The organism is Actinophytocola sp., from assembly GCF_035634895.1.
Taxonomy (GTDB): domain Bacteria; phylum Actinomycetota; class Actinomycetes; order Mycobacteriales; family Pseudonocardiaceae; genus Actinophytocola.
Map to the genome: position 1 here is coordinate 22,021 of NZ_DASQCC010000056.1, position 11,934 is coordinate 33,954.

Here is an 11,934-nt window from a genome sequence, read left to right on the forward strand (position 1 = left end):
GCAAAACCACCGGGCTGTTGCCGCTGCCCTCACCCGACTGGGTGAACCTGCCTAGGCTTAGTAGATACTCAATGTCGGTTTCGGAGAGGGGGGAACGTCGATAGGGTTAACGACGCGGGTGATCCTAGGCGTATCGGCACATCGGCAGGCGGAGATCCTTCTCCGTGAGCGGTTGCCGCGTCGCTGGATGCACGTCCAGGGCGTAGCTAGTCGTGCGGGTGCAGCTGTGACTATGTTCGCCTGGACGGATGAGACTGATGCTTCGTGGCTTCCGTCAAGGCACTTGTCAGTGCAGTAGCAGGATGACCTGTAGTTCGCCGATTATTGCGCCTATTGCGGCGCCCACCGCTATCAGTTTCCACTCGTCCTGGCGGAATGCCGGTCTCAGGAGGCCCTCGTACTCCACGCGGGTCAGGCGGCGCATCTTCGTCGCGATTGTGTCGCGGATGTCCAGTGCGGTTGTCGCGTAGTGTTCGGCTACCAGCATTGTTGTTGGGAGGTAACGGATTGCTCGTTCCGACGCCGTCCTCTTCAGAGTGGCGAAACGGGCGGGGCCCAGCAGCGAGCGGGCCATTCCCGCCTGTTCCTCGATCGCCTTTTCCACCGTCTCGCGGATCATGCTTCTCAGCCGGTCCGCGCGTGGGCCGTTGAGTATCGCGGTCACCAGGTTCGGGACCGTCATCACCTCTCGGGCCACGACCGTCGCGTACTGTCTGGCCACCTCGTCCCTTCGGCGTTGGAAGACGCCCTGCAGGGGAAGTACGCCCAGGATCCTGCGGCGCTCGCGCGGGAAGAACACCAACTTGATCGCCAGCCAGTCGGTGAACCAGCCTATCGCCGCACCGAACAGCGGCAGCACCAGCGGCGACTTCGTCAGTGCCCACACCACTGTCTGCACCAGGCCGAGAAACAGTCCGAAATAGACACCGCACCGCGCGATGAACGTCATCTCCGGGCGCGATATGTCACGGATCAGCTTCAGCAGGACCCGCTTGTCGCGATGCAACGCCGCTACCGCCACCTCCTTGATATCCAGGACCTCATGGATGTTCCCGGACACCTCGGCCATCACGCGGGCCACCAGGTCGGGGATGCCCGCCTGAACCCGCTTGATCACCAACTCCTGTCCGATCGGCGGCAGGCTGCGCCACAGGCCCTGGTCGGCCAGCACCTCGCGTGTCGTCTCGTCGGCGGCCACCAGCAGCGGCAGTTCCAGCTCCGCGGCCAGGCGGTCGGGGTCCAGGCGTTGGATGATCTCCTTCGGGTCCACCAGCTTCGCCGTCAGCAGGTCCGCCGCCACCGCGATCATCCGTGCCGAGTTGCGTGGCACCACGCCCTGCCAGCCCAGCAAGGGCGGTATCCCGACGAACTCCACCGGCCTGAACATCATCTCGATCGCCGCGCGCTTCGTCAGGTAGCCGATGACGGCCGCCACCACCGGCATGGACAGGTACACCTGCCAGTGCGTGACGAACTCGGTCCACATAAACCGGTCAGTATCGCGGACCCGGCCGGAGGCGGCACTCTCGATCCGGCGGCTCCGGGAGGGATAGTGGAGGTATGCAAATCAACCGTATGGGTTACGGCGCCATGCAGCTCGCCGGGCCCGGCGTGTTCGGTCCGCCTCAGGACCGGGACGAGGCGCTCGCCGTCCTCCGCACGGCCGCCGAGCTCGGGGTCGACCACATCGACACCAGCGACTTCTACGGACCCACGGTCGTCAACGAGCTCATCCGCGAGGCCCTCCACCCCTACGACAACCTCACCATCGTCACCAAGGTGGGCGCCCGGCGCGGCGACGACGCCAGCTGGATTCCCGCCATGGAGCCCGACGACCTGCGCAAACAGGTTCACGAGAACCTCGACCACCTCGGCGTGGACGTCCTCGACGTCGTCAACCTGCGGCTGCACGCCCCGGACGAGCCGCTGGCCGAGCAGTTCACGGCCCTCGCCGAGCTCCAGCAGCAGGGGCTCATCCGCCACCTCGGCGTCAGCGAGGCCACCGACGCCCAGCTCACCGCCGCGCAGGCCATCGCCCCCGTCGTCACCGTGCAGAACCTGTACAACGTGGCCAACCGCGCCGACGACCCGCTGGTCGACCGGTGCGCCGCCGAGGGTATCGACTACGTGCCGTACTTCCCGCTGGGTGGGTTCACGCCGCTGCAGTCGGAGACGCTGACCGAGGTCGCCGCGCGCCTGGACGCCACACCGCACCAGGTCGCGCTCGCCTGGCTGCTCCAGCGGTCGCCGGCCATCGCGCTCATCCCGGGCACGTCGTCGGTCGCGCACCTGCGGCAGAACATGGCTGCCGCGGACCTTGAACTGCCTGCCGACGCGGTCGCGGAGCTGAACTCGATCGGCTAGTGGGTGGCCCGCCGGGTCACCGGGCCACCACGGGTCCGGTGACCCCCGGCGGCGCGGCGGTGGCCACCCGGCCACGCAGCCTGCCGACCGTCCAGCAGATCAGGTAGATCAGGAACGAGATGCCGGTGACGAACGCGCTCACCGGCGCCCCGGGCGCCAACGACAGCACGAAGCCCCCGAGCGCGGCCGTCTCCGCGAAGATCACCGCCAGCACCGTGGCGCGCAGCGGGCTGGCCGTGACCCGGGCCGCGGCGGCGGCCGGAGTGATCATCAACGCCAGTACCAGCAGTGCGCCGACCGTCTGCACGCCCAGTGCCGTCGCCACGCCCACCAGGACCGCGAAGATCACCGCCAGCAGTCCGACCGGGACCCCGCGGGCCTTCGCCACCTCCGGGTCCACCGACGCGAACAGCAGCGGCCGGTAGATCACCAGCAGCACGAGCAGCACGGCGACCCCGCAGATCGCCAGCAACGCGATCGACGCGAAGTCCACCCCGACGATCTGCCCGACCAGCAGGCCGAACTTGTTCGACGCGCGGCCCGGATAGAACCACAGCAGCAGCACGCCGACGCCGAGCCCGAACGAGAGCACCGCGCCGATCACCGAGTCGTGCTCCGAGCTGCGCCGGGACAGCAGGCCCAGCACCAGGGCGGCGACGATGGCACCGGCGAGCGCACCGTGGCCGACCTCGGCGCCCAGGAGCAGCGCCGCCGCGCCGCCGGTGAACGACAGCTCGCTGGTGCCGTGCACGGCGAACGCCATGTTGCGGCTGACGATCAGTGGCCCGAGCACGCCGGCGACCAGGCCGAGGATGCCCGCGGCGACCAGCGCGGCCTGGACGTACGGCAGCGCGAACAGCTTGCCGTAGAGGTCCCAGTCGAAGAGCTTGTCCATCTACGCCGGCTCCTCGTGCAGGTGGTGCGGCTGGTCCTCACACACCGCGCTCTGCGCGCCCACCACGTGGATCTGTCCCCGCACCCGCACGACGTCGATCTTCGCGCGGTACAGCTCGGACAGCGTCTCGGAGTTCATCACCTCGCCGGGACTTCCCACGCGGAAGCGACCGTCCACCAGGTACAGGACACGGTCGACCAGCGGCAGGACCGGGTTGATCTCGTGTGTCACGAACAGGACCGCGGTGTCGGCGCTGCGCCGCCTGCGGTCGATCAGCGAGCTGACCACCCGCTGGTTGGCGAGGTCGAGCGACAGCAGGGGCTCGTCGCACAGCAGCACCTCGGGGTCGCTGACCAGTGCCTGCGCCACCCGCAGCCGCTGCTGCTCGCCGCCGGAGAGCTGCGCGACGGGCGCCTTCGCGAACGCCGCGGCGCCCACGTCCGCGAGGGCCTGGTCGACCTTCTGGCGCCGCTCGCGGATCCGGGAGACGCCGGTCCCCCAGCGGTGCCCGTCCAGGCCCAGTCCCACGAGGTCGCGGCCCCGGAGCGGGGCGTCGATGGCGCGTTGCTGGGGGATGTAGCCGATGCGGCGGTTGCCGCGGCCCGGCGGCTCACCGGCGATCCGCACGGTGCCGGAGGTCAGCGGCTGCAGCCCGAGCAGCACTCGCAGCAGGCTGGTCTTGCCGGATCCGTTGGGGCCCAGCACGACGACGAACTCGCCGCGCTCGATGTCCAGGTCGAGACCGGACCACAGGATCCGGTCGCCGTAGCCGAGCGTGGCGTCCCGGAGGGAGACCGCAGGAAGTCCGCTCACGACACCGCGCCCGCCAGCGAGTCGACTTCCTTGGTCATCCATTCAACGTAGTCGGTCACGCCCGGTGGCAACGTCTCACTCACGTCCACGACCGGTACTCCGGCGGTCCTGGCGGCGGAGATGAGCTGGTTGGTGACGTTCGTCTCGGTCTGGTCGTTGTTGACCAGCGCGACGACCCGCTTCTTCGTGATCAGGTCGGTGGTGTCGGCGACCGCGATCACCGGCGGGTCGGTCTCCTCCTCGATAGCCTCGGAGAACTCCGGCGGGGTGACGTCGGCAATGCCGGCGGTGTCGAGCAGGTAGTGCGCGACGGGCTCGGTGGACACGACCTTGCCGTCCGGTATCGCCGCGGCCCTGGTGGCGAGCGCGTCGAGCTTGGCGTCGAAGGCCTTCGCGTTGCCGGCGTAGGTGTCCTTGTTGGACGGGTCGATGGCGCCGAGCTCGGTCGCGACCTTGTCGGCGACCTTCCTGACCGTGGCCAGCTCGTACCAGACGTGCTCGTTCTCCCCCTGTGGGTGACCGGAGACGTCGTAGGCGTTGACCTGCCTGGCGTCCGTGCCGGCCGCCTTGGCGAGCTTGGTGAAGAAGTCGTCGTAGCCGCCGCCGTTGTACAGGATGAGCCTGGCGTCGGTCAGCAGGGTCGCGTCCTCGGGTTTGTCCTGGTAGGAGTGCGGATCCCCGGACGGGTCGTTGATCAGGGACTTGACGCTGACGTCCTGGCCGCCGACGGCCGCGGCGACGCTTCCCCAGACGTTCGTGGACGCGACGACGGTGATCTTCCCGTCCGCGGCCGCGTTCGACCCGCCGGCGCAGCCTGCCGCGACCAGGGCGACCGCGGCGACCGCGACGGGAAGGGCGCTTCTCATGACGAGCCTCCGAACCACATATGCATGTCACGCTATAGGTGATGAAAACCGTTTTCGACTACTACTCGTCGACTATACGACTCCAAATCCAACGGCCTTCATCCGACTGGGTGCGATGTCTCACCCCATGCGGTGAACATGACGTGTGCCGGCGGCCTTCTGCTGGTGCTTCTGAACCGTTACGGTCAGCACATGGCGCGGTCAATGCATGTTCGCCGGCCTGCGACACTGGCGTCGCTGGCCGCGGAGCTCGGCGTGTCCCGGACCACCGTGTCCAACGCCTACAACCGACCCGACCAGCTCTCTCCCGAGCTGCGTAGGCGGGTGCTGGAGACCGCGCGGCGGTTGGGTTACCCCGGTCCGGACCCCGTGGCGCGGTCGCTGCGGACCCGCAAGGCGGGGGCGGTGGGGCTGCTCCTGACCGAGAACCTGTCGTACGCGTTCCGTGACCCGGCGGCGCTCGGGTTCCTGGAGGGGCTGGCGCTGGCGTGTGAGGGCGCGGGTCAGGGGCTGCACCTGGTGCCGGTGAACCCCGAGCGCGAGGACGTCACGGCCGTGCACAGCGCCGGGGTCGACGGTTTCGTCGTGTACTCGGTGCCCGACGACGACCCGCACCTGGCGGCGGTGCTGTCCAGGCCGGTGCCGACCGTGGTGTGCGACCAGCCCCGCGTCGAGGGCGTCGACCTGGTCGGCATCGACGACCACGCGGCCATCACGGAGCTGGCCGGGCGGCTGATCACCCTGGGGCACCGGAACATCGGCGTGCTGTGCATGAGGCTGGCGCGTGACCGCAACGACGGGTTCGCCTCGGTGTCGCGGCAGCGGACGGCGCATTTCCACGTGCAGCGGGCGCGGTTGACCGCACTGGCGGAGTCGTTCGAGGGCGTCGGCGTGGACTGGGCGCGCGTGCCGGTGGTGGAGCGGTTCGACCACTCGATCGTTTCGGGGTCGTCGGCGGCCGCGCAGCTGCTGGACGCGAACCCCGAGGTCACGGCACTGATCTGCACGTCGGACATCCTGGCGCTGGGGGCGCTGACCGAGGCGAAGAAGCGTGGGCTGCGGGTGCCGCAGGACCTGACGGTGACCGGGTTCGACGGGATCGCCGAGGCGGAACGGGTCGGGCTGACGACGATCCGGCAGCCGGTGCTGGAGAAGGGGCGCGCGGCGGGGAAGCTGCTGCTGGGCGCCGCGGAGCACAGCCGTCCACGAAACATCACCCTGGACACGGAGCTCGTGTTCGGCGAGACGTCGGCACCGCCCCGGACCACGGAGGAGCGCTGGTTCGGTCCCTGACACGAGGGACAGGCTCACTGCCAGCCACCCTCGTACAGCCGCCGGTGCCACCAGGGGTACGGCATCCCCCGCCAGTCCGTCACGCGGTTCGGATCGGGGTCCGGCAGCGTGCGACGCCGGAACTCGGCGTCGAGCCTGGCCAGCAACCGTCGCAGCTCGATCCCGGTCCGAGGCGGCACGCCGCACACGACGGCCTGCAACCCGTCCCGCACCACCGCCACGTCCTCGTACTGACAGCCGGGACAGGATGGGCACCGCGACGCGACGAGCCTCAACCCCGAGCCAGGTCCACGAAGGAACGCGCGATAGCTGCGCAGGAGTTGCGCGGTACGGCCAGGCTGGATCTCGTAACCATGGCCGCGACTCTCGGCGAGGTGAACCGCGGCGCTCACATCGAGTGACAGGCGGTCGATACGCCCGAGTTCGTAGGCCCACTCGGGCGGACGGCGTTCCTCGAGTCGTCGTACGGCGCGGATCGCGCCGGGCCGCTTACGCGGCATCGGCCTTTCGGCAGATCGTCATGACGGCCATGATGGCACGGCATCCGCACCGGACGACCCGCGCGGTTTCCGTGGGCAAGCGGTCCGTCAGGTCAGGGCGAGCGGGGCCGGCGGGCCCACGAGACCGCCGAGCCGGCCCACCACCTGGTAGGTCCCGGCCGTCACCGCCCTGCGGGCCAGGGGGCAGCCCGGCGCGGACGTGCGACCCGCCCAGTGCACCGTGAACTCCACCGGCTGGCCGGCCGGCAGCACGCGCACGTCCTGTTCCGGCGGCCCGTAGCAGTCATTGCTCGACCACAGCCGCGTGCCGTCCTGGGCCAGCACGAAGATCTCCCGCAGGTTTCGGCTGACGTCCCGCGTGCACGGGACGGGCCCGCCGTTCACGACCAGCAGCCGAAGGAGCGGCCGGGTGCCCACCGGGTACGACGGCGCGCCCGGTGCCGCCGCCACCTTCAGGACCGCGTCCGGGCACGGGGCCGGTGGGCCGGCCGGCGGCGGTGCCGGGGTCGGTCCTACCGGGCTCTCGACGGGCTTCGGACTCGCCGTCACCGAACCGCTCGGCACCCCGGGGCCGGGGCTCGACGACGGGGGCGACGTCCGCGCCGACGTCGTATGCCGCGCGCTCGTCGGCGGTCTCACCGCGCTCCGCACCGGATGCTGGTCGTCGGCGGCCACGAGACCGCCGACGATCCAGGCCAGCAGTGCCACCGCGAACACCAGCGCAACGGCCGCGACAGCGCGGCGCCGCCAGTACACGGACGGCGGCAGCGGACCGTTGGGATCGATCATGAGCCGACGGTAGACCCGCGATATCAGGTCCTCTTGGATCTTCCATAGACCCGATCGGGGGATATTTCCGCTGGTAGTGGCACCAATCGTGGTGTCGGACAACACGTTGCCACGGCCGGGTGATACTTGCTCCAATTGGAGGTCGAGCGGGAATCCAGAGGTCGACGGCACTGTCACGTCATGGAACGGGAGCTGACCATGACCGCTATCGACGAGCTGCTGCACCGGCACGCGATCGGGGTGGACCACGGCGCGCCCGAGGTTCCGACACCGGTCCCGTCCCTGCACCTCGCCGTGGTCACGTGTATGGACGCACGCATCAAGGTCTTCGACGTGTTCGGACTCCGGCACGGCGAAGTGCACATCATGCGCAACGCGGGCGGGGTCGTCACCGACGACATCATCCGCTCGCTCGCCATCAGCCAACGCAAGCTGCAGACCCGCGAGGTCATCGTCATGCAGCACACCTCGTGCGGGCTGGCGACGATCACCGACGACGAGTTCAAGGACGAGATCGAGCGCGACACCAAGCTCCGCCCGCCGTGGGCCATCGAGGCGTTCCGCGAGGTCAAGGACAGCGTGCGGCAGTCGGTGGAACGCGTGCGGCGCAGCCCGTTCGTGCCACACCGGGACAACGTGCGCGGCTTCGTCTACGACGTGGCGACCGCCGAGCTCACCGAGGTCAGCTAGTCCCGCACCGTGGCGAACCGGGCGGTGGCGGCGGGCTAGCATCTTGCGGCGATGAGCCTCGATGTCCGCGTGCTGACCGACTGGTTCGCCGAGTGGGCCCGGCCCCTGCCCTGGCGGGCGCCGGACACCTCGGCGTGGGGTGTGCTGGTCAGCGAGATCATGCTCCAGCAGACCCCCGTCGCGCGGGTCGAGCCGTCCTGGCTCGAGTGGATGGCGCGCTGGCCCAGGCCCTCGGATCTCGCCGCCGCCACGCCCGCCGACGTGCTTCGCATGTGGGGCAAGCTCGGTTACCCGCGTCGCGCGCTTCGGCTGCGTGAGGCTGCGGAAGTGATCGCCCGCGAGCACAATGACATCGTGCCGTCCGATGTGGACACGTTGCTGGCGCTGCCCGGCATTGGCGCGTACACCGCCCGTGCCGTGGCGGCGTTCGCGTACCGCAGGCGGTGCCCGGTCGTCGACACCAACGTCCGCCGGGTGGTCGCTCGTGCGGTGCACGGCGCCGGTGACGCAGGACCCGCCTCGACCACGCGGGACCTCGCCGACACCGAGAAACTCCTTCCCGGCGACGACGAGCTCGCGGCCCAGATGTCCGCCGCGCTGATGGAGCTCGGCCAGACCATCTGCACCGTGCGCAACCCGCGCTGCGCGGACTGCCCGATCTTCGACGCCTGCGCCTGGCAGCACAATGGCCGTCCCGCGTACGCCGGACCGGCCAAACCCGTGCAGAAGTTCGCCGGCACCGACCGTCAGGTGCGTGGGCTCCTGCTCGACGTCCTGCGGGACACGTCCGTCCCCGTCCCCAAGTCACGGCTCGACATCGTGTGGTCCGACGCGGGCCAGCGGGACCGATGCCTCGACTCGCTGCTGGTCGACGGGCTGGTCGAGCAGACCGCCGACGGCCGCTTCGCACTGCCGGGTGATCACTAACCGAATTCACTGGCAATTGGGGAACTCTTGTCTTGGCGTATCCGCGCCACTACCGTCGAGTCAGCCAGCCAGCGATCTGGGCCGGAAGGCCCCTTGTCGAGGGAGATCGAGATGGCCGTATCCCGCCGTGCCCTTTTTCGGGGCGGCTTCACCGTGGCAGCGATGGGCGCACTGGGTGCCACGGCGGCACCCGTCGCCGTCGGCGAGGTCAGAAGAGTGGCCCGGCCACGTATCTACACATGCGCCGAGTGGGGCGCCCGCCAGCCGAACGGCACCATCACCGTCGAGAACCACAAACCGACCTACATCGTCGTGCACCACACCGCCGGTGGTAACTCCACCGACTACTCGCTGGCGCACGCCTTCGCGATCTCGCGGGGTATCCAGAACTTCCACATGGACGGCCGCGGCTGGATCGACTCCGGACAGCAGCTGACCAACAGCCGCGGCGGGTTCGTCACCGAGGGCCGGCACCGCAGCGTCGAGATCCTCGACCAGGGCACCAGGCACGTCCAGGGCGCCAACGTGGCCAACCACAACAGCGAGCTCATCGGCATCGAGAACGAGGGGCTCTACACCTCGGTCAACGTGCCGCAGAAACTGTGGGACTCGCTCGTGCAGCTGGTCGCGTACATCGCACAGCAGTACGGGATCTCGCCCAGCCTCATCCGCGGGCACCGGGACTTCAACTCGACCGAATGCCCCGGGACCGTCCTCTATGGACGACTGCCGGAGCTCAGAAGTGCCGTGGCGGCGGCCATCGGCACCTCGCCCGCCGCGGACGTGCGGTCCTGGCCGCTGCTGAAGCCTGGCGAGAGTGGCGAGAAGGTCCTTGCGCTGCAACACCTCCTGCGGGCACGCGGGGTGGCCGTCGCGGCGGACGGCCAGTTCGGGCCCGCGACCACCGCGGCCGTCCGGGACCTGGCCAAGCGGAACGGAGTCGCGTACGAGCCCTGCTACGCCAGCCGGACGGCAGACGAGAGCGGGTACGCCGGCGCGGGGATGTGGCCGCTGCTCGTCAGCACGGTGCGTGCGGGTGACACGGGTGAGGCGGGCCGGGCCGCGCAGGTGCTGATGTCCGCGCGGCGCGAGGGGTTCGCGGCCGACCGGGTGATCGACACCCCGGCCTGGCAGGACCTGCTCGCCTGACTAACCTGCGCCCGTGGCGCAGACGCTGGAGTTCTTCTTCGACGGCGAGGCGGACGCCGCCGTGCGTGGGCTGTGGCGCAGGCTTTCCGAAGCCGGCGTGCCAGGCCCCGCACGACGGCGCCCGCACGTGATGTTCGCGGCGGCTCAGTCCATCCCTGCCGCCACGCGAAAGGCGTTGCGGGAGGATCTGCGGCTGCTGTCGATCCCCGCGCTGTGGCTGTCGACGCTCGCCGCCTTCGACGGCACGCTCGTGCTGACCGCGGTGGTGGACACCGAACTGCTTGCCGTGCACTCGGCCGTGCACGACGTGCTCGCCAAACGGGTGAAGCAGCCGGCCGCCTACTACCTGCCGGGATCGTGGGTCCCGCACTGCACGCTCGCCGAGGGTCTCGAGCCGGCCCAGATGACCACGGGCTTCGCCGCCCTGTACCCGGTAGGGTCGATCAGGGCAAGCATTACCGAGATCGTGGTCGTCGACACCCAGACGGGCGAGGCGGACGTCCTGCGCGATCTGCTGGAGGGGACATGAACGAAGAGCTGCGGCAGGTTCGGGACACCCTGATCGAGGAGCTCCGCAGGTCCGAGACGTTGACGGTCGCTGGGCGCGCGCTCTATGCCCGCTATGCCGCGATGTCCGAGGCGGCGGACGAGGTCGACGCACCCGACGCCGAGCAGGGCCCCCCGGAACCGCCGCCCCAGTCGCCTCGCCGCCGGCCGGCGCCGGTCGAGGAGGACGAGGAGTTCGGCGGCTCGTTCATGGTCCGCACCAACCCGTCGCAGCCGACGATCCCCGGCTACCGGGAGACGCCGCCCGCCGAGCCGACCCCGATGGACCTGCCGCGCTCGATGCGCGACCGCCGACGCTAACGATCACGCACCTCGGACAGGAACGCCTCGACCGCGCCCCGGTAGACGTCGGGTTGGTCGTGGTGGACGACGTGGCCCGCGCCCTGCACGACAAGGTGGCGCACCGGTCCCCCGGCGCGTGCCGGCAGCTCGGCCATCTGGCCGGGCGGCATCGCGCTGTGCTCGGCCTCGATGGCGAGCATGGGGCAGCGGACCCGCTCGACGAACGGCCAGTAGTCGCGGCGGCCCCACTCGTTCGCGATCTCGTACAGGTCCTCGAGGTCGGAGATCAGGTGGTAGCCGTCGTCCCGTTCGACCATGCACTCGGTGAAGTAGTCGCCGAGCGGGCCGAAGAACGCACGGACGTGCGCGAGCGAGCGGAAGGGCACCGGCCACGACGCGAAGTGCGGCCGCCACGGGTCGACGGTCTTGCCGCGCTGGTCGGGTGCGATGTCCTCGACCACGACGGCCTGGACCAGGTCCGGGTGCGTGGCGGCGAGGCACCAGGCGTGCAGGCCACCCATGGAGTGGCCGATCACGACCGACGGGCCCAGCTCGGCGAGAACCCGCGCGGCGTCGTCGACGAAGTCCTCCGTGCGCCAGCCGCCGCCGCGGTGCTGGCTGCGGCCGTGCCCGCGTGCGTCGAGGCCGACGACCCGCCCGTACCTGGTCAGCCAGCGCGCGGTGGACCACCAGGTGGTGGCGCGGCCCATGAGCCCGTGCAACAGGAGGATGCCGCCGCCCTCGCCGCCGAATTCGATCACAATGCATGTAATACACCCGCGCATCACATCTGGTCGGC

General features: G+C 69.9%; 14 protein-coding genes. 7 read left to right on the top strand and 7 right to left on the bottom strand.

What is annotated here, in order from left to right; all coding sequences use genetic code 11:
- Positions 1 to 286 precede the first annotated feature (286 nt).
- The gene (locus VET29_RS08210) at positions 287 to 1,486 is read right to left on the bottom strand and encodes a DUF445 domain-containing protein (protein WP_324916927.1); all 1,200 of its coding nucleotides are present in this window, start codon (positions 1,484 to 1,486) and stop codon (positions 287 to 289) included.
- A gap of 74 nt (positions 1,487 to 1,560) precedes the next feature.
- Here VET29_RS08210 and VET29_RS08215 point away from each other — a divergent pair, with 74 nt between their 5' ends.
- Positions 1,561 to 2,364: an oxidoreductase gene (locus VET29_RS08215; RefSeq protein ID WP_324916930.1), complete on the top strand. Its 804-nt coding sequence runs from the start codon at positions 1,561 to 1,563 to the stop codon at positions 2,362 to 2,364.
- A gap of 16 nt (positions 2,365 to 2,380) precedes the next feature.
- On the opposite strand, the gene VET29_RS08220 is transcribed toward VET29_RS08215, so the two are convergent.
- From VET29_RS08220 to VET29_RS08230, 3 genes are read right to left on the bottom strand one after another with little or no spacing between them, the layout of a single operon-like run.
- Positions 2,381 to 3,259: a metal ABC transporter permease gene (locus VET29_RS08220; RefSeq protein WP_324916932.1), complete on the bottom strand. Its 879-nt coding sequence runs from the start codon at positions 3,257 to 3,259 to the stop codon at positions 2,381 to 2,383.
- A complete protein-coding gene (locus VET29_RS08225) occupies positions 3,260 to 4,114 on the bottom strand; it encodes a metal ABC transporter ATP-binding protein (RefSeq protein WP_324916935.1) in 855 nt (284 codons plus the stop codon). It lies immediately after the preceding gene.
- Entirely contained in the window at positions 4,069 to 4,938 is an 870-nt protein-coding gene (locus VET29_RS08230) for a metal ABC transporter solute-binding protein, Zn/Mn family (RefSeq protein WP_324916940.1), read from the bottom strand. The genes VET29_RS08225 and VET29_RS08230 overlap by 46 nt, the downstream gene beginning before the upstream one ends.
- Positions 4,939 to 5,130: 192 nt before the next feature.
- On the opposite strand from VET29_RS08230, the gene VET29_RS08235 reads away from it, so the two are divergent.
- The gene (locus tag VET29_RS08235; RefSeq protein WP_324916943.1) at positions 5,131 to 6,231 is read left to right on the top strand and encodes a LacI family DNA-binding transcriptional regulator; all 1,101 of its coding nucleotides are present in this window, start codon (positions 5,131 to 5,133) and stop codon (positions 6,229 to 6,231) included.
- Positions 6,232 to 6,245: 14 nt separating this feature from the next.
- On the opposite strand, the gene VET29_RS08240 is transcribed toward VET29_RS08235, so the two are convergent.
- Together VET29_RS08240 and VET29_RS08245 are read right to left on the bottom strand one after the other, a co-directional pair.
- Complete coding sequence (locus tag VET29_RS08240; RefSeq protein WP_324916946.1) at positions 6,246 to 6,452, bottom strand: hypothetical protein; 207 nt, start codon at positions 6,450 to 6,452, stop codon at positions 6,246 to 6,248.
- A gap of 366 nt (positions 6,453 to 6,818) precedes the next feature.
- Entirely contained in the window at positions 6,819 to 7,520 is a 702-nt protein-coding gene (locus VET29_RS08245; protein ID WP_324916949.1) for a hypothetical protein, read from the bottom strand.
- Between the two features lie 198 nt (positions 7,521 to 7,718).
- Here VET29_RS08245 and VET29_RS08250 point away from each other — a divergent pair, with 198 nt between their 5' ends.
- From VET29_RS08250 to VET29_RS08270, 5 genes are all read left to right on the top strand, one after another.
- On the top strand, positions 7,719 to 8,210 hold the full coding sequence (locus tag VET29_RS08250) for a carbonic anhydrase (protein ID WP_324917033.1): 492 nt from the start codon (positions 7,719 to 7,721) through the stop codon (positions 8,208 to 8,210).
- Between the two features lie 51 nt (positions 8,211 to 8,261).
- Positions 8,262 to 9,137: an A/G-specific adenine glycosylase gene (locus VET29_RS08255; RefSeq protein WP_324916953.1), complete on the top strand. Its 876-nt coding sequence runs from the start codon at positions 8,262 to 8,264 to the stop codon at positions 9,135 to 9,137.
- 162 nt (positions 9,138 to 9,299) lie between these two features.
- Positions 9,300 to 10,286 carry an N-acetylmuramoyl-L-alanine amidase gene (locus tag VET29_RS08260; protein ID WP_324916956.1) on the top strand — a complete coding sequence of 329 codons (987 nt, stop codon included), beginning with the start codon at positions 9,300 to 9,302 and terminating at the stop codon, positions 10,284 to 10,286.
- 13 nt (positions 10,287 to 10,299) lie between these two features.
- Positions 10,300 to 10,815, top strand: coding sequence for a 2'-5' RNA ligase family protein (locus tag VET29_RS08265; protein WP_324916959.1), 516 nt, complete (start codon positions 10,300 to 10,302; stop codon positions 10,813 to 10,815).
- Entirely contained in the window at positions 10,812 to 11,153 is a 342-nt protein-coding gene (locus VET29_RS08270) for a hypothetical protein (protein ID WP_324916962.1), read from the top strand. The genes VET29_RS08265 and VET29_RS08270 overlap by 4 nt, the downstream gene beginning before the upstream one ends.
- On the opposite strand, the gene VET29_RS08275 is transcribed toward VET29_RS08270, so the two are convergent.
- Entirely contained in the window at positions 11,150 to 11,896 is a 747-nt protein-coding gene (locus VET29_RS08275; protein WP_414636461.1) for an alpha/beta fold hydrolase, read from the bottom strand. The two genes, VET29_RS08270 and VET29_RS08275, sit on opposite strands and share 4 nt — an antisense overlap.
- Between the last annotated feature and the right edge of the window lie 38 nt (positions 11,897 to 11,934).